Raw genomic sequence first — 19136 nt, 5'->3', positions numbered from 1 at the left:
GTAGTGGAGTAATCATGGAATTAATACGATGGGCGCTAGAATTAGGGGAATCTGTGCATGGAAATACGTATGAAGAATTGATGCCACTACTAGATTATTATTATGATCGCGATCATTTAAAAGCGTATTGTATCGCAAATCTTCTTATAGACATGGACGTAGCAGAAGAGCATCGGGAAAAAATCGAATTAAGAAGGTGCATTGCTGCTTATTATGCTGGAATGTATAAAGTAGCAAAAAAACATGCAAATGAGCTTTTACTGAAATATCCGGATGTGGATTTATATAAAAATAATTTAAGACTAATGGAAGCATATTTGAATAAAGAATATGATTATTGTCTTTTTATATGCCCAAAGACGTATGGTAGTTTTATAGATGTCGCGCGAGCTTTGAAATGGCGATTGGAGCAAGAGGGAAATACAGCAATTATATCAGAAACAATACTAGAAAATGTGAAAAATACAATTGTGTTTGGAGCACATACGTATGCGCATAACCCGAATCTACTACCGAAAAATGCAATTATTTATAATTTAGAACAGCTATATGAAGGAAGCCCTTATGCACATCCATTTTATTTAATATTATTAAAAGATAGGGAGATTTGGGATTATAGTAAACAAAATATAGAATGGTTAAAACAAAAAGGGATAGGAAAAGAAATAAAACATGTAGGAATGAACTATGCTCCAACTTTGGAAATAAAAAAAGATGCATTTGATGATGAGATCACTGAAGACATTGATATACTGTTTATAGGTGCTCTTAATTCGAGGCGGCAAGCTATTTTAGATCAATTAAAAGCAGTTGCTCCAAATTTAAATATAGTTTTTAAAAATAATGCGTGGGGAATTGCTAGAAATGAATTGATTGCTAGGTCTAAAATTATATTAAATATTCATTTTTACTTGTCAGGTATTCTTGAAACACCTCGGGTATCTTATGCAGTGGCAAATAAAAAGTTTATTATTTCGGAAAATAGTAATCTAGAGGACGAGATGGAGTGGCCAGGAATTGTGTTTACTTCGTACGAAAAAATAATAGAAAATATTTTGAAATATATATCTTTACCAGAAGAACGTAATAAATTAGCAGAACAAGCGTATACCCATTTTGAAGCGAATGGAAGCAGAGGTATACTGAGTCATAATGGTGGAGAATCGTAATTGTGAAGAACTCATACTTGCGTATGAGTTCTTTTTTTTGCCTATCATACTATTTTATCAAGCTAGTTCCCTCTTTATATTGTGTTTTGTATAGAAATTTCTGATAATATATAAGTATAACTTGAAAACAAAGGGGAGAAATAATTATGAAACTAGTCGTTATTAATGGTACACCAAGAAAATTCGGTAGAACGCGTGTGGTGGCAAAATATATTGCCGATCAATTTGAAGGGGAGTTATACGATTTAGCAGCAGAGGAACTGCCTTTATATAATGGGGAAGAATCACAACGTGAATTAGAAGCGGTAAAAAAATTAAAGGCGTTAGTGAAAACTGCAGACGGTGTGGTACTATGTACACCTGAATATCATAATGCAATGAGTGGTGCGTTGAAAAATTCGTTAGATTACTTAAGTAGTAGTGAATTTGTTCATAAACCAGTCGCATTACTTGCAGTTGCAGGAGGCGGTAAAGGTGGAATTAACGCATTAAACAGTATGCGCACTGTTGCTAGAGGGGTATATGCAAATGCCATCCCAAAACAAGTGGTGCTTGATGGACTTCATGTACAAGACGGTGAACTGGGAGAAGATGCAAAACCATTAATTCATGATTTAGTTAAAGAATTAAAAGCATATATGGGCGTATATAAAGAGGTGAAAAAACAACTAGGAGTTGAGTGATATGCCATCTCTGTATAAAGATTCACGCTTGTATTTTATTCTAGGGGCCAATAGTTTATCAGCTATTGGTTCCGGAATTGTTATGATAACGATTCCGTGGTTGTTAATTAAAGAGAGTGGTGGAGATACAACGTTTGGTTATGTTTCCATCATCGCAACTCTGATTATGTTTTTATTAACACCGTTTATTGGGCAAAGTATTGATCGTTTTTCAAGAAAATCTTTATTATTATGTAATGAAGGTATTGGAATAGTCGTTATAGGAATGATGGCTATATGGGGATTTACTGGGCAACCTTATCATTCAATTCACTATATTCTTATATATATAGCAGGGTCATTTTACTATTTATTATTTTATCCTACAATATTTGCGTTCAACCAAGAGATATTTCAAGCAGAACATTATAAAAATTTAAGTGGAACAATGGAAATACAAGGACAGTTAACGCAAGTTATATCAGGAGCGGCTGCAAGCTTTCTTATTGAAATCATTTCTTTAAAATGGATTTTGTTAGTAGATATGTTAACTTTTGCAGGAGCATTCATCCTTTTCTTATGTATACCGTACGTAAAGAAAAAGGAAGTAAAAAAGAAAGTAACATTTAAGAAGCAATTGTTCGAAGGAATTCACTTCATGCAAAAGCGTCCGAAGTTCTTTTGGTTTTTACTTGCGACTTATATGCCTTTTATCGGTGTTATGATGGCAAATTATTTAATCCCGGTATACATTTCAGATATATTAAAAGCCAGTGCCTCAGTATACGCAATAGAAGGTATGATGTACGGTGTCGGAGCGGTTCTTGCGGGAATAAGTATTCCAATTATGATGAAATATATCAAAATAGAAATTTCAATCGTCATGACGATGTTCCTATATGTAATTTCAATTACCGCAATGATTATTGAACCTTCCGTAATGTTGTTATATGGACTTGCAATTTTTCATGCAATTGGAAATGCGGGTACAAGAGTCGCAAGAAATGTATTGATGATGGAGGAAATTCCAAACGAAGTAATGGGACGTGTAGACAGCTTATTTCGATTAATTGGTACAGGAATACGAATTGTATTATTAATGCTGTTTACAGCTGGTGTATCTAAAACTGGGGTAATGCTCCCGTTTTACGTACTTAGCTGTATATTGATTCTATCATTAGGAATTGCTCTTTATTATGTATATTCACAACGTAAAGTAGGGACGAACGTTTCTAATAAATCAATCGTTTAAAAAACCTTCTGCCTTCCAATCTTTTTCTATCATTCCTTTCGAGAGGACTCCCACCTCTAAACGTAAGTGAAGGTGGTGAGGTGAATCGAAAGAAATATTTTATTTTCGAGAAAAAAACGGAAACGTATGTTCTTTTTTGCTATAATATCCTTAACAAGGAGGTGAATAAAATGACAAAGGAAAACCCATCAAACTATAAAACTCTTCAAATTTGGATTAAAAAAGGGCATCGTATGTATTCTTATTTTCAAGAATGTTGTCATAACGCTAAGAACATGTACAACACCACAAACTTTTATATACGCCAGGTGTACACTGGATTAACACAAGAAAAAGAGTTGCAGCCTTTGCAAAAAGAAGTTCTGGATAATATTCATAAAAATATTGGTAAGATGAATGACACACAACTTCTTGCCTATCAGAAGAAATTGGAAAAAGAGAAATTAAAGCCTAAAGAAGAACAGAAAGAGATTAAATGTAATTTGTTTTCAGAACCTAATTTTGAAAACCCTTATGTAGATTACAACTTTCTAGATGCACTATTTAAGGTTATGATTCAAAATGATTATCGAGCTTTGCCTACGCAATGTAGCCAGTCAATTATGAAAGGTTTGTTCCAAAATTGGAAATCTTTTTTTGCTAGTTTAAAAGACTATAAAAAGAATCCAAACAAATATGCTGGAATGCCTAGGATCCCAAAGTATATTCGTTCTTCTGAGAAAGAGATTCTGTATACAAACCAAGATTGCATCATTAAAAACGGTAGATCTTTAAAGTTTCCAAAGACGAAATTACAATTAAATATTGGGAAACTAGGTTTCACTGAAGGTAAACTGAAACAAGTTCGTGTGATTCCAAAATACAATGAATATGTAGTGGAATTGGTAATTGATGTTCCTTCTGAACAACAAATTATTGAAGAGAATGCTCGTTATATGAGTATTGATTTAGGGATTGATAACCTTGCAACCATCGTAACAAACACAGGTATGAAACCTGTCCTTGTTAAGGGCAAACATGTCAAAAGCATAAATCAATATTACAACAAAATGAAGAGTCATTTTACAAGCATTCTTAGAAATGGAAAACAAACTAATGAAGGACCTTTTACTTCTAAAAGGATAGAAAAACTTCATCAAAAACGTTACTTGAAAATAAAAGACGTCTTCCATAAAGTTAGTCACCATATCGTAAAACTAGCTCAAGAAGAAGAAGTTTGTAAAATCGTTATTGGTCAAAACAAAAGTTGGAAACAAGAAACGAATATGGGAAAAAGAAATAACCAATCGTTTTGTCATATTCCATATAGTTTACTGATTCAAATGATTACATACAAAGCAAATGTTGTAGGCATTCAAGTTGTTGTAACTGAAGAATCATATACATCGAAAGCAAGTTTTCTGGATAACGACTTCATTCCAACGTATGGAGAAAATGACCAAAATACAACTTTTTCAGGAAAACGAATAGAGCGCGGCATATATCGTTCAGCAAATAAAACTTTAATTAATGCAGATGTAAATGCTGCGGCTAACATTTTACGAAAAGTAATCCCAAATGCATGGACAAATGGGATAGAGGGGTTAGGCGTGAAACAGCTCGCTAATGTGTTAACTCCCCTGACGTTAATCGTCCGTTAGGTCGAAACGTTAGAAACCCCCACTTCAAGCTTTGCTAAGTGGGGGAGTGTTCATATAATAAAAAGAAAGGGAGTGCAAACGTATATATGAACAAATGGATCATACTTATAATCGTATTATTACCTCCGCTATACATCCTTTATATGACCTTTCGAATGAACAAAGTTGCTCGTGAAAAGTTGAGCTATCACTCTCCGTACGTTCTTATACTGGGTGCAAAGTTATTTGGAGATAGACCGTCTTTATCTCTTCAAAATCGTTTGGATGTAGCGTTGGAGTATTTATTTTCCCATCCTGAAGCGAAAGTAATTGTTTCAGGTGGTCAAGGAGAAGATGAAGATATACCGGAAGCTCATAGCATGAGAAATTATTTAATGGTACACGGTATAGATGAGAGTCGTATTTTAATAGAAGATCAATCTACAAATACGTATGAAAACTTAAAATTTAGTATGGATTTATATAATGTGAAACATGCGGTAGTTGTAAGTAATACATATCATTTATATCGAACGAAAATAATTGCAAAGCGTTTAGGCATGAAGATGGAGGCGCTAGCTGCTGAAACACCAATGCGTTCTAAGAAAAAAATGTATGTACGTGAATATGCTGCAATAATGAAAACGATATTGTTCGACCGTTAGAGCTCAAATTTGAGCTCTTTTTTAATTATAAAGCGTATCATTTGAAATGAATGCCGTATTCCATCAAAATAAAGGAAACAACATTAAAGGAGTTGTATTTGTGATTCAATTTAATCATGTGTCAAAAGCGTATGAAGATGGCATGAAAGCAGTGGATTCATTGCATTTAGAAATTAAAAAGGGAGAATTTTTTGTTCTCATTGGTCCGAGTGGTTGCGGGAAAACAACGACAATGAAAATGATTAACCGTTTAATTGAAACGACTGAAGGATCTATTTTAATCGATGGAAAAGATATTCAACAATATAATATAAACGAATTACGCTGGGATATAGGCTATGTGTTGCAACAAATTGCTTTGTTCCCGCATATGACAATTGCAGAAAATATTGCAGTGGTTCCTGAAATGAGAAAATGGAGCAAAGAAAAAATAAAAGCTCGTGTCGATGAGTTGCTACAGATGGTCGGGCTAGATCCAGACGTATATCGCGATCGCATGCCTGATGAATTGTCAGGAGGGCAAAAGCAGCGCGTTGGTGTCGTAAGGGCATTAGCCGCAAACCCGAAAATCGTTCTTATGGATGAACCGTTTAGTGCGTTAGATCCATTAAGTAGGGAACAGCTTCAGAAGGATATTGTACAATTGCAAAAGAAGATTCAAAAAACAATTGTATTCGTAACACATGATATGCAAGAAGCATTATCACTTGGAGATCGTATTTGTATTATGAAAGAAGGAAAAGTAGTTCAATTAGATACACCAGAAGGTATTATACATAATCCGAAAAATGAGTTTGTAGAAGAGTTCATTGGAAATCGTGGACAACCTTGGTATGAGGGGAAAAGTATAGAAGATGTATTGCCACTTGATGAAAGTATACGGGTAGAAGGGGATGCATTATCATTGCATTCTTCTTTACAAGAAGCATTAGTTCGTGTACGAGCTGACGAAGTCGTTCCAGTTGAAGAAAATGGTCAATATGTTGGAGTTTTAACAAGTCGTCATATTGTTAATTACATTGTTGAACAAATGAAGGAAAGAGGCTAAACAGTGACTGATTTTATACAAACGTTCCAAGAGCGAAAAATAGAATTACTAACTGCATTAAGTGAGCATTTACAAATATCGCTTATTTCACTATTTTTTGCAGTAATTATTGCGGTGCCACTTGGCATTTTATTAACGAGAAAACAACGAATGGCTGAATTTATAATAGGAACTTCTGCGGTTATGCAGACAGTGCCATCACTTGCATTACTCGGACTTTTAATTCCGTTAGTAGGAATTGGAAAACTCCCAGCCATTATTGCATTAGTTGTGTATGCACTATTACCTATTTTACGAAACACATATACAGGAATAAGGGAGTTAGATGAATCTTTAATCGAAGCAGCGAGAGCTATGGGGATGAATAGCTGGAGAAGACTGTGGAAGGTAGAGCTTCCTCTTGCATTACCAATTATTATGGCCGGTATTCGTACGGCGATGGTATTAATTGTTGGAACAGCTACATTAGCAGCTCTTATAGGTGCTGGTGGGCTCGGAAAACTCATATTACTTGGTATCGATCGAAATGATCATGCACTTATCATTTTAGGGGCCGTACCAGCCGCGTTACTCGCTTTATTCTTTGATGTAGTACTTCGAGTGCTTGAGAGTCCAAAACGCTCTTCTAAGCGTATTATATTGACGATATGTATTACTTGTATAATGATTGCTTCTCCCTTTCTTTGGAACACACAAAAGAAAGATATTGTTATTGCCGGAAAACTTGGATCAGAACCTGAAATTTTAATTCAAATGTATAAGCAGCTTATTGAACAGGATACCGATTTACACGTAGAATTAAAACCAGGTCTTGGAAAAACAGCATTTGTATTTGAAGCATTGAAATCAGGAGAAGTAGATATATACCCTGAGTTTTCGGGAACAGCTTTATCTACTTTTGTGAAAGAAGAGCCAAAAAGCACAAATCGGGATGAAGTATATGAGCAGGCTCGCATTGGAATGGAAAAGAAATATAATATGGTTATGTTGAAGCCGATGGAGTATAACAATACATATGCACTAGCTATGCCGAAAAAAATAGCAGATCAAAATAATATAAATACAATTTCTGATTTAGGAAAAATGGCACAGGATGCTAAAGTAGGATTCACATTAGAATTTGCTGATCGTGAAGACGGTTATAAAGGAATGCAAAAATTATATAACTATAAGTTTTTAAATGTGAAAACGATGGAACCGAAACTACGTTATAGTGCAATTCAATCAGGGGATGTTAACGTAATCGATGCATATTCAACTGATAGTGAACTTGAGCAGTATGGACTGAAAGTGCTAAAAGATGATAAAGGGTTATTCCCACCGTACCAAGGTGCACCATTATTAAGAAAAGAGACGTTACAGAAATATCCTGAACTTGAAAAAGTATTAAATACATTATCTGGGAAGATTACAGATGAAGAAATGCGAAAAATGAATTATGAAGTAAATGTGAATGGAAAAAGTAGTGAAGAAGTAGCGAAACAATTTTTACAAAAAGAGAATTTACTTCGTTAATTTTACAAGAAATATACAAATTTATATGTATGAAATGACCGTTCATTACAAAATGAACGGTTTTTTTGTGCATACTTATACATTTTTTCAAAAAAGTATTCCATTTTTCTTCATTTTCTTTTAGAATAAGTAATGTTTTCCTGAAAAAATATAAGAGAAACGTCTATTAGAGAAAAAGGTGACTTTAATAGTTGAACGAACATAACACCTAGAATGACAGATGGGGTGGTACAAATAGAAAAGAAGTTAGGTTTTTTTCCATTAATTGCATTAGTAGTCGGAACGATGGTTGGTGGCGGTGTTTTTAGTTTACCGCATGATTTAGCAGTAGGAGCAAATAGCGGCTCTATAATAATTGGTTGGTGTATTACAGCGATGGGAATGATTCCACTCGCGCTCGTATATCAAACGTTAGCAAGACAAAAACCGGAGCTTGAGGGCGGAATTTATAGTTATGCACGTGCTGGTTTCGGAGAATATATCGGATTTAACAGTGCTTGGGGATATTGGCTAGCAGGAATTTTAGGAAACGTTGCAACAATCATGTTACTGTTTAGTACATTAGGTTATTTCTTCCCCATTTTTAAAGGTGGAAATAATGTTGCGTCTATTGTTGGAGCGTCACTTTTATTATGGACACTTCATTTTCTAATTTTATTTGGAATTCGTGAAGCATCTATTATGAATGTTATTGCAACGATAGGGAAATTAGTTCCAATCGTATTATTTATTGTTGTAATGGTAACAGCGTTTCGCTGGGATACGTTTACACATGATTTTTGGGGAGAAGGAACTATATCAGTTTCCTCTATACTTGGTCAAGTGAAAAATACAATGCTTGTAACTCTTTGGGTTTTCATTGGGGTTGAAGGAGCGGTTGTATTATCTGGTAGAGCGAAAAATAGCCGAGATGTTGGTAAAGCGACAGTACTTGGACTTATTTTAGTAATGTCTATTTATATTTTAATTTCTGTCTTGTCTATGGGAGCGATGACAAGAGGAGAGCTTTCCGTGTTAGAAACCCCATCAATGGGACATGTATTAGAACATGTTGTTGGGACATGGGGCGCAGTTGCGATTAACATTGGGTTAGTTGCTTCACTTGTAGGTACATTAATAGGCTGGTTTTTACTTGTTTCTGAAATTTCCCACGTAGCAGGAAAAGATGGCGTGTTTCCGAAAGTGTTTACGAAAACAAATAAAAAACAAACGCCACATATGGCATTATGGATCTCAAATGGCGTTGCCCAAATTATATTTATAATCGTTCTGTTTTCAGAATCAACATATCAAATTATGTATTTTATTGCTTCAACATCAATTTTAGTACCATATTTATTATCAGCGTTATTCCAATTTAAATTAGTTATTACAAACGAACTAAAAGATGCAAAAGTAAAAAACGGTTCGTTAGCTTTAATTGCTTCTACTTATTCTGTATGGCTTCTATATGCAGCAGGTTTGAAAAATTTATTACTTGTTTCAATCGTGTATGGAATTGGGATTATTGTTTACATGTATGCAAGAAAAGAAAAAGGAAATCGTTGTTTTAAAGGTATTGAGAGATATGTAATGTGGGCAATTGTTATCGCAGCTATCACATCACTTTATATGTTATTAACTGGAAATATAAAAATGTAAAAGTCCTTTTAAATAAAGGGCTTTTTTCTTTGTCTAGAGAATATTTAATACATAAGATATTCAGGAGGGATGAAAATGGAAGAAAAAGAACAGTTAACCAGAATTGTTGATTTAGCGAGTGAAGTAAGGAAAGTATTAGTGCAAGAATCCTTTTTTAATCATCATCCTGAACTACGAGGAGTGATTGAAAATTTAGCGAGTGCTGTAGAGAATTTGGCGGAATTACAGCAAAATACAGATGAAAACGCTGAAGATCGATTACGATATGTACTTGCTAAAATGAAAATTGCTCATAATGCCATTTTACAAGAGAAAAAAGCATTTCCATCTCATTAATATACGTTTTAATTTTGAACCTGGCGGATAACGTCAGGTTTTTTGTTTCTAGTTTTTCGTTTCTTTCATACACTAAGAATAGTATGAAAAAAAGAAGGTGACGAAGGTGAGATTACATAAAGCTCTTCAGCCAAGTTTTATAAAAAGAATGTACTATATGAGGTTTATCGGAAAGTTTACAAAAGCAGAGAGAGAGAAGAATGGAGAGAACTTCTTTGTACAATGCCTATCGCCAATACCATTCACGTTACAAGAGCAATTGAAAAATGAACCATACGTATTTGAAGGTTTATGTAGCAATAAAAAGAATGAAAAAGTCTTTTCGGAATTAAAGAAAAGAAAATTAGAAAAGCAATTGGTTATGTTTCGTCTCTATTATGAAAGAGGACATATATACGTGGAGTTAATTTGTGCAGAAGAACCACGAGAAATGGCCAATGGCTATAAAATGATTCCAGTACCTAAAGTTTCCGAATATAAAAAAGGAGAGTCTTTAGAAAGAAAACTTGGAAATGGCTATTTGTCATTTCTAATGCCAAAATATCCGAAAGACTTTGAGCCTCCCGAATTATTGTGGCACGATGGAAGGTTATATGGAAATATATCTTTAAAGTCATCATCAATTAGTTCAATCGCATATTTTGAACAGCAGCGGGAATGTAAGTATATAGACTTAAATGACTGGATGAAGTATGTGGAAATAGCGGTAGAAGATCAATTGTATTTTGTAAGCAATCACATGTATGAGCAATTAAAAAAACGAATGACTGAAGAAGGTAAGCATGTAGAAGTAGAGGAAATAAAAGTGCACAAGGATGAATGGGAATGGGATGAGCGTGAATCCGTCTTTTTACAGTATGTAAAAAGTTTTGTACGTAATAAAGGGCTATATTTGGATGAAACGGACATTTATAATTTCCATATAAGTGCGAAAACAAATATGTTGACGATTCTAGGTGGTATACCAGGCACTGGGAAATCTCGATTTGTGCAAGCTTATGCAGAAGCACTTGGATTACAGTATGGGGAAGAATTGGTTTGGATTCCGATTTCACCATCGTATCAAGAACCACATGATTTACTTGGTTACCTTCACCCAAATGGTACTTTTATTGAAAGTGAAACAAAATTAGTTAGGGCGTTAATGAAGGCAAAAGAAAATCAAAATCAACTATATATAATCGTTTTTGATGAAATGAATATGTCACATATTGAGCATTGGTTTACTCCATTTCTATCTGTTCTTCAACTTGAAAAGCAAAACCGTATTCTAAATTTGTATGAAGGTGTACAAGAAAAAGAAAATCCAATTCCATCAACAATTGAAATTGGTGAAAATATTATATTTGTAGGTACAGTAAATTTTGATGAAACAACGAAAGAACTCTCAGATCGATTATTAGATCGGACGAATTTAATAACGTTACAAAAGATTCCGTTTTGTGAGATGTGTATGGAACAAGAGAAAATTGTATTACAACCACCTCTGAAAGTAACTGCAGGAGAATTTCGTATAAGCTGGGTCAGGAATAAAGCGATGATTGAGGTGTTTTCTGAAGAAGAGTTAGAACTATTAGATAAGTTACATGTTGTATTGTCATCACATGATATGTCAAAGGGAATTTCATTTCGATGTGCAAACGCAATCGCTACTTACTTGCAAAATATACCGTTCCAAAATAATCATTCCTATATGATCAGTAGAGAAGAGGGATTTGATTTACAAATCAAGCAACGTGTATTGACGAAAATAAGAGGTACTGAAATGATGGTTGGGTCTTTACTTTCTGAAGACGTAAAAAGGGGGGCGACATTACTACCTCTTTTGCAATCGCCACTTGCAAACAGAGTATCTACATTTGAACACTCTTTAGCATATATAAGAGAAAAGCGTAGAGAACTGGAGCTGTATGGCTATGCAAAATGAAGGGCGATATGAAACAGAAATCGTTGATACGAAAGAAACACTCCCTTTTGTATTAAAGTTGATCATTGGAACTGAGGCAAAGGGGGAATATATTTTATTAAATCGTCTTTGTACATCTACTACAGCATTAGTTCAATGTATTTATAAAGTACAAGAATTAAAACCAATTAGATTGCATTACCATTATGAAAGTCCAATGAATATTACTTTTATATGGAATAAAGTATATGAGGGACAGAAAAATATAAAAGAATCAAAATATGAAATAAATGAAAAAAAACAAAAAGTATTAATATATGAACATGGAAAAACGGAATTCTTTTATCCGTGGCGTTGTGGATTATATCATTTTGAAGTGAATATAGAAGATAGAACGTATTATGGCGCATTTCAAATCGTTCCCAAAAATTTTTTTGATGATCAATTTGAAATGATTCAAAACTATGTAAAGTCAATTTTGAATGAGTTGATTTTAGATAGAGGTTATTATAAAAAGACTTTCTCTGCACTTAGTGATATTGAAGATTCTTCTTATTTAGTGTTACTTAGAAAGTTGCCGCAAAAAATGAAAAAGATAAAGCAAATTTTTAAGAAAATAGAATCGAGTTCAAAATTTATACATGAATATAAATGGGAAGAAAAAGAGCGGAAAGCAACGAGAAAAGGAGCCATAGTGACGGAAAGAAAACCGTATGCAAAATATTATAATCGTAAGTTTATAGAACAAAAAAATAGTAAGGAAAATGCATTTCTTAAATTTAAAGCGATGCAATTTTATTTCTATTTACTTGAAGCTGAAAGTTTTTTGAGCCAAACAATTGAAATATTAGAAAGAGTAAAAAGAAAGAAATCAGAAGAATTTCAAGCTGTAAAAACGATTATACAAACAATTGAGCGTAATGGATCAGTGACCGATAGAGAGAAACAAAAGTATAAAAATATTCATTTACTAAAAGAGGCGGATTTGCGAAAAAGCTCTATGAAGATACAAGAATATAAAATATTAGCGCACTTTGTACATGAAAGTGTACAATACTTTCAAACTTTAATGCATTCTCCATTTTGGAGAGAAGTTTCCGAAACAGGTAACATGTACTCACATAACTTACCGATACCACATCAACAACTACTGCAGCATTTAGATGTACTTCCACAATATACAGAACAATCTCCATCTTTATTATTTGTTTATAAACCAACATTTTTAGTGTATGAATATTACGCTTTTTTTATCGTTATTTCCATGTTAGAGCAAATTGGTTTTGAGGCTAGAAATTCCATTCGTGAACAAATTCAAGAACATTTTTATGTAGATGGATTACAGGATGGAACGACAGTAGTTTTACACCGAGATGATATTAGAGTACATGTCGCATTTAATGATTTAATTGAAACTCATCCCCTTATTGCATTAAGTAAAGGGAGTAATTTTTATAATGGAGAAGATACGAAGAAGCCAGACATTCGCTTAGACTGTTATGTAAAGGAAGAAGGGAAATACGTATATCAATCTTCTATTATTATTGAAGTGAAGTATAGCCCAATGTACAACATTTTTCAGCACGTTGGAAATACGAAGGCAACTGAGCAAATGTATAAGTACTGGTCTATAAAATATGTAGAAGAACAGGATGGAAAGAGAGTCTATTATCGAAGGGCCATTTATGAAGTTATTTGTGTATATCCAGGAAGTCATATGCATAGTAAAAAAATTGAGTCTGGATGTGGTGTGTTTTTGCAATTATATCCATATAAAACGAAACAAGGGGAAGAGAAATTAGCCGGAAAACATGGAATGGTACAAATTTTTGAGAAGTGGTTAAAAAGCATGAAGAAGTAAAAAAATCCTTTTTTATAAAGGATTTTTTTAGATTAAGAAGAAATATATGCTGTATGGAAGACAACTTTATACGATTTGAATTTGAAAGTAATATAAGTATGTTGTTAGAAGAACGGTACATGAGGGATAAAAGACGATTAAGATGGAATTTAATTCGTTTTACAGAATATAATAAGTCGTAAATATTTTTAGTTGCATACGAAGATTTGTTCTTATATGATAGATAGTGAAAGCGTTATCAAAAACAGAGCGGCGATGGGAAAGGCGGGTAAATATGTTCCAGCGTGTTCAAACAAAAGAAGAACATTTTTGGTTCGAGCAACTATGGGGAGATTTTTGTGAAGAAAGAAACTTAATGTTCGTAGAACGTAATTTAAATCCATCACGATTTTTATTAATAGAAGATGAACATCATATTGGTACAGTAGAATGTATTAAGTATACGGAACCAGAGCAATCGAATTCTGAGTTTTTCTATCCGTTTTCTAAAAATGATTTAGTGAAAGATTTGAAAAATGTGTATGAAATAGGCAAGTTGAGTATTGCGAAAACGTCTCGTGGGAGAGGACACTTCAAAAGACTAACAGCTATTTTATTTATGCATGCATTAGAAACGAAAGCAGAATGGTATATTGCAGCAGTGACAAAAAGAATGTATATGTATTTATTAACACTCGGTTTCCCAATTGAACCGGTAGATAAGCCATTTCAGTTTCATGATACTTTACAAGGTGTACCAGTGCGAATTCATGCCCGAAAAGGGGCTACGCATTTGTATTCTTTAAAAGAATTTCGAGATGTGATTCAAGGGAATGCTCATGCACAGGCATTAATTGCAGAATACAGTAAAAATATTATGTTAACAAAATAAAGCGAAATGAATATATATAATAAAGAGAATGCTATTTTAATATGAAGTCATTCTTCATGAAAAAAGACCCTTATTATTTTAATAAGGGTCTAAAAATTATAATCCAAATATACTAAAAATCATTTTGCGGCGCTTCGGCTTCTTTTCTCGTTCATATGTTGGTTTTGAATCGGGAGTAATATATATTGGTTCTTCTTTCTTCAGGGAAGCTTCTAGCTTTTGAATTCGCTCTAACATTTCCTCCATTTCACGGCGATGTTGTAAAAGTTGGTACGTAACAACATCATTTGCCTTATCTTGCATTTGTTCTTCCATTCGATCTAGCCTTCTCGTAATAGTGTTTAATTGAGCTGCTAATTGCTCAAATTCATGTGATGATTTGTCTTGAACAATTGTATTTACTTGAGTTTTTAATTCTTCAACATCATTTGATGATGTTTTTTGAGTAGGGTGAGAGTTTTGAGACTGCTCTATTTGTGAAAGATGGAATTCTAACATTTGATCTAAATCTTCTTGTGTGAAAATAAAGTGACCATATTTATTTTTTTCTATCGTAAGATTTAATTGTTGTGCAATCCGGACAACAGCCTTTGGGCTAACACCTAATTTTTTTGCGATAAATGGTGTTTTATATTCCAAAATAATCCCTCCTATATATATCCTGTTGAATGATTTCGATCTATGAAGGAAGTTCCCTTCTAGTGTGACAAAAGAAGTGTGGAATCGGCAAAGAAAGTGTTTTTTCACGAAATGAAGCTGTGAAGAATATATCGTTTATATAAAATGTTTTATCTTAAGATTTAGAACTATTTGACTGATGGAAATGAATTAGATTATCATAATGATAAATATCTTTTTTATGTATGCATATAATATATAAAAAGGTGGTTGCTAATGTAGAATTTTGTTAGAGTATTAGAATGCTTACTTCACTTGAATAAAATTAAGTAGGAGGTGGCTTCCTTGCTTACAATGTAAGTAAGGAGAAGTATTTGGACATATATAGTATAAGTATAGTGATTGTTTTAATTGCCTTAACGGCATTTTTCGTCGCAGCAGAATTTGCAATTGTTAAAGTGCGAAGTTCACGAATTGACTATTTAATTGCAGAAGGAAATAATCGCGCAACATCTGTCAAAACAGTCATTACAAACTTAGACGAATATTTATCTGCTTGTCAGCTAGGAATAACAGTTACAGCTCTGGGGATTGGTTGGTTTGGTAAACCGGCGTTAAAGCAAATGTTTGACACGCTTTTTGTAAATTTGAACATTTCTACTCAACTAGCAGACATTTTTGCTGTAATTTTAGTGTTTTTGTTTATTACATTTTTACATGTTGTAATAGGGGAATTGGCGCCAAAAACATTCGCGATTCAAAAAGCTGAACAAGTGAGTTTGTTTGTTGCTAAACCATTAATTTTCTTTTATCGTATGGCGTTTCCATTTATTTGGATCCTAAATGGATCAGCCCGAATTATTACGAAGTTGTTAGGGCTGAAACCACCGAAAGGGCACGATGAGGTTCATTCAGAAGAAGAATTACGGTTGTTAGTTTCAGAAAGTTACAAAAATGGAGAGATTAATCAATCTGAATATAAATATGTAAATAAAATTTTTGAATTTGATGATCGTATAGCGAAAGAAATAATGGTACCCCGAACTGAGATGCATATTATAAGTAAAGAAATGCCTGCTGAAGAAGCCTTGCAAAAAATGTCTCGGGAAAAATATACGAGATATCCAGTTGTAGATGGGGACAAAGATCACGTAATAGGCTTTGTAAACTTTAAAGATATTTTCACAGATTTTGTGCAGCATAATGCAGTAAGTAATAAGAAAGTAGAGCAATATATTAGGCCAATCATTTTAGTTATCGACTCTATCCCAATACACGACTTATTTTTAAAAATGCAAAAAGAAAGAACGCATATTGCTATATTGATAGATGAATACGGTGGTACGTCTGGACTTGTTACAGTTGAAGACATTTTAGAAGAAATAGTGGGAGATATTCAAGATGAGTTTGATACGGATGAACAGCCAGAAATTCAACAAGTTAGTGAAACGAAAACAATACTAGAGGGAAAAGTGCTTGTTAGTGAAGTGAATACGTTATTAGGTTTAACAATTGATGATAATGGAGTTGATACAATCGGTGGTTGGATTTTAACGAAGAATATAGAAATTGCTGAAGAGGATTTCATTGAAATTGAAAATTATAAGTTTTGTGTAAAAGAATTAGATGGACACTATATAAAGAGATTAGAAGTTACAAAAACTGTAGAATCAATTGTTATTTTAGAAGATGAAAAACAAATTCCATTTCAAGAACAAATTAGTTCGTAGACTCTGCTATATGGCAGGGTTTTTTTGAGCATAATGTTTTTTGCAGAATAAGGGCTATGATACAATGGCATAAGTCAGACCTTTCACTAGGTGAAATATTGTTGTATACATATATTTGGAAGGGGAAGAGTTATGAAAAAGCATTTATATATAAATGGAGATTGGAAGTCTGTAAACACTTATAAACCATTATACGCACCATATTCTGAAGAAACGTTAGCGGAAATTGCACAAGGAACGGAAGAAGATGTACAAGAGGCTGTTACTGCTGCAAAAAATGCAATGAAAAAAATGAATACATTATCTGCATATGATCGTGCGACTATTTTAGAGAAGGTTGCACAAAAAATGGATGAAAGAAGAGAAGAATTTGCAGAGATTATTGCAAAAGAAGCTGCAAAACCAATTCGTGCTGCGAGGGGAGAAGTAGATCGTACCGTTCAGACATACAAATTTGCAGCGTATATACGGCGAGACACTGCCACTTGATGCAGCACCTGGTGCAGATGGGCGTATTGCATACACAATACGAAAACCGATAGGGGTTATAGGAGCTATTACACCATTTAATTTCCCATTAAATTTAGTGGCACATAAAGTCGGCCCTGCAATTGCTGCCGGAAATACAGTTGTGTTAAAACCAGCTGATCAAACGCCATTATCGTCTTACGCATTAGTTGAATTATTTGAAGAGGCAGGATTGCCAAAAGGAGCTTTAAATATTATTTCCGGTCCCGGTTCAACTGTAGGTGAGGCGATAGTTACAAATGATGATGTTGCTTCCATTACTTTTACGGGAAGTCCGAAAGTTGGAATTGGAATTAAGGCAAAGGCTGGATTAAAGCGAGTTACGTTGGAACTGGGATCAAATGCTGCTGTTATTATTGATGAAGATGTAGAATTAACAGATGAAGTAATTGAACGTGTAAAATGGGGAGCATTTGTAAACAATGGACAAGTTTGTATTTCGGTACAACGTGTTTTTGTACATGAAAAGAGAATGGATGAATTTCTTTCAAAGCTAAAGAAAGCGATGGAAACAGTTGTTGTAGGTGATCCATTGCTGGAAGAAACGGACGTATCGGCTTTAATTTCGAAAAAAGATGTAGAGCGAATAGAAATGTGGGTGCAAGAAGCTATTAAGGAAGGTGCAACTGTTTTATACGGTGGTAAGAAACGTGATGCAAGGATTTTTGAACCAACTGTATTAACAAATGTTCCAGAGTATGTATCTGTTCAGTGCCAAGAAGTATTTGGTCCACTCATGACAGTAAATACATTTAAAGAATTTGATGAGGCAATTGAGCAAGTAAATCATTCACGTTACGGTCTACAAGCAGGTGTGTTTACAAATAATTTGTTTAAAGCAATGCGTGCAATTGATGAGCTAGAGGTTGGTGGTGTCATGATTAATGATATTCCAACGTTTAGGGTAGATCATATGCCTTACGGTGGTGTTAAGGAAAGTGGTACGGGGCGTGAAGGAATTAAATATGCAATAGAAGAAATGACAGAAATGAAATTAGTGTGTATTAAAAAATAAAGTAGATCGAGCTTAAACATCCTAATAAAAAACGAGTAGGAAATGTTTACGATTCCATACTCGTTTTTTTATTGTTTGTTTTACGTTTCTCGGAACGATTTAATTTAACCAAGTGTACCTTTTACTTCATTTCTTGTTTGAAAATAGCATCTTCTACATAAATTTGTTCTTTGTCAACAGCAGTGCTATGAGATAATACTAAACCGATTGGTGTTTCTATGCCTTTATTTTGAACAATTGTAAAAGGAACATTTTTTTCATTTGCTAATTTAATGTATTTTGATAAATGTGGGTAAGCAATGCCACCATTTAGGAATATTTGTAATGATTGAGAAGAGCGCATGCTACTAGCTACTTCAGAATATACATTACTTTGCATTACTTGACCGATAGTTAAAGCGATTTCTACACGCTCACGTAATGTAGTTAAATACATATTACGTTCTTCTGGTTTGTTCTGCTTTTGGCCGTAAATGCCTTCTTGGAGATAATCTTCCACATTTTTATTTACCATATTTTTCACACCTTTCATTTTCTATTGTACGAAAGAATGAAGCAGGATGCAAAAAAAAGTCGCATTGAATGTAAAAAACTTTGAATGAAAGGAAGGGAAATGGAATGTATCAATCCAAACAATTAATAAAGACATTAAAAAATTTTATCAACACATATTAACAAAATGTGACAATAATCTATTAAC

At 33.7% G+C, this 19136-nt stretch carries 15 protein-coding genes and 1 pseudogene; 14 read left to right on the top strand and 2 right to left on the bottom strand.

Annotated features, from left to right (window positions below):
* The first annotated feature begins 14 nt into the window (after window positions 1-14).
* The 12 genes from JDS82_RS15990 (at window position 15) to JDS82_RS15935 (ending at window position 14545) form a co-directional block, all read left to right on the top strand.
* The gene (locus JDS82_RS15990; RefSeq protein WP_199713576.1) at window positions 15-1169 is read left to right on the top strand and encodes a CgeB family protein; all 1155 of its coding nucleotides are present in this window, start codon (window positions 15-17) and stop codon (window positions 1167-1169) included.
* A gap of 146 nt (window positions 1170-1315) precedes the next feature.
* The gene (locus JDS82_RS15985; protein WP_000780350.1) at window positions 1316-1852 is read left to right on the top strand and encodes an NADPH-dependent FMN reductase; all 537 of its coding nucleotides are present in this window, start codon (window positions 1316-1318) and stop codon (window positions 1850-1852) included.
* Between the two features lies 1 nt (window position 1853).
* Window positions 1854-3083, top strand: a complete 1230-nt coding sequence (locus JDS82_RS15980) for an MFS transporter (RefSeq protein ID WP_001139651.1) — start codon at window positions 1854-1856, stop codon at window positions 3081-3083.
* Window positions 3084-3253: 170 nt separating this feature from the next.
* Window positions 3254-4723, top strand: coding sequence for an RNA-guided endonuclease InsQ/TnpB family protein (locus tag JDS82_RS15975; protein ID WP_199713575.1), 1470 nt, complete (start codon window positions 3254-3256; stop codon window positions 4721-4723).
* Window positions 4724-4809: 86 nt separating this feature from the next.
* Window positions 4810-5367, top strand: coding sequence for a YdcF family protein (locus JDS82_RS15970; protein ID WP_098058088.1), 558 nt, complete (start codon window positions 4810-4812; stop codon window positions 5365-5367).
* Window positions 5368-5467: 100 nt separating this feature from the next.
* Entirely contained in the window at window positions 5468-6415 is a 948-nt protein-coding gene (locus JDS82_RS15965) for an ABC transporter ATP-binding protein (protein ID WP_048566474.1), read from the top strand.
* A gap of 3 nt (window positions 6416-6418) precedes the next feature.
* Complete coding sequence (locus tag JDS82_RS15960; protein WP_000129146.1) at window positions 6419-7930, top strand: ABC transporter permease/substrate-binding protein; 1512 nt, start codon at window positions 6419-6421, stop codon at window positions 7928-7930.
* A 213-nt stretch (window positions 7931-8143) separates the two neighbouring features.
* Window positions 8144-9571 (top strand): basic amino acid/polyamine antiporter, encoded by a 1428-nt coding sequence (locus tag JDS82_RS15955; protein WP_000129474.1) that lies wholly within the window; start codon window positions 8144-8146, stop codon window positions 9569-9571.
* A 75-nt stretch (window positions 9572-9646) separates the two neighbouring features.
* Complete coding sequence (locus JDS82_RS15950; protein WP_000391452.1) at window positions 9647-9907, top strand: hypothetical protein; 261 nt, start codon at window positions 9647-9649, stop codon at window positions 9905-9907.
* Between the two features lie 106 nt (window positions 9908-10013).
* Window positions 10014-11834: an AAA family ATPase gene (locus tag JDS82_RS15945; protein WP_199713574.1), complete on the top strand. Its 1821-nt coding sequence runs from the start codon at window positions 10014-10016 to the stop codon at window positions 11832-11834.
* Window positions 11824-13674, top strand: coding sequence for a hypothetical protein (locus JDS82_RS15940; RefSeq protein ID WP_199713573.1), 1851 nt, complete (start codon window positions 11824-11826; stop codon window positions 13672-13674). The genes JDS82_RS15945 and JDS82_RS15940 overlap by 11 nt, the downstream gene beginning before the upstream one ends.
* 274 nt (window positions 13675-13948) lie before the next feature.
* On the top strand, window positions 13949-14545 hold the full coding sequence (locus JDS82_RS15935; RefSeq protein ID WP_000487799.1) for a hypothetical protein: 597 nt from the start codon (window positions 13949-13951) through the stop codon (window positions 14543-14545).
* A gap of 96 nt (window positions 14546-14641) precedes the next feature.
* Here the strand turns inward: JDS82_RS15935 and racA are convergent, their stop codons facing one another.
* Window positions 14642-15184, bottom strand: a complete 543-nt coding sequence (gene racA, locus JDS82_RS15930; RefSeq protein WP_000456016.1) for a chromosome-anchoring protein RacA — start codon at window positions 15182-15184, stop codon at window positions 14642-14644.
* 353 nt (window positions 15185-15537) lie between these two features.
* Here racA and JDS82_RS15925 point away from each other — a divergent pair, with 353 nt between their 5' ends.
* Both JDS82_RS15925 and JDS82_RS15920 read left to right on the top strand, forming a co-directional pair.
* Entirely contained in the window at window positions 15538-16893 is a 1356-nt protein-coding gene (locus JDS82_RS15925; RefSeq protein ID WP_002108356.1) for a hemolysin family protein, read from the top strand.
* Between the two features lie 132 nt (window positions 16894-17025).
* Window positions 17026-18436: pseudogene (locus JDS82_RS15920) on the top strand (aldehyde dehydrogenase family protein).
* A 121-nt stretch (window positions 18437-18557) separates the two neighbouring features.
* On the opposite strand, the gene JDS82_RS15915 reads toward JDS82_RS15920, so the two are convergent.
* Entirely contained in the window at window positions 18558-18950 is a 393-nt protein-coding gene (locus JDS82_RS15915) for a YueI family protein (protein ID WP_000247570.1), read from the bottom strand.
* Window positions 18951-19136 lie beyond the last annotated feature (186 nt).

Origin of the sequence: Bacillus cereus group sp. N14, from assembly GCF_016483555.1 — a bacterium.
Taxonomy (GTDB): Bacteria; Bacillota; Bacilli; order Bacillales; family Bacillaceae_G; genus Bacillus_A; species Bacillus_A wiedmannii.
This window is presented reverse-complemented; position numbering and strand designations above follow the sequence as displayed.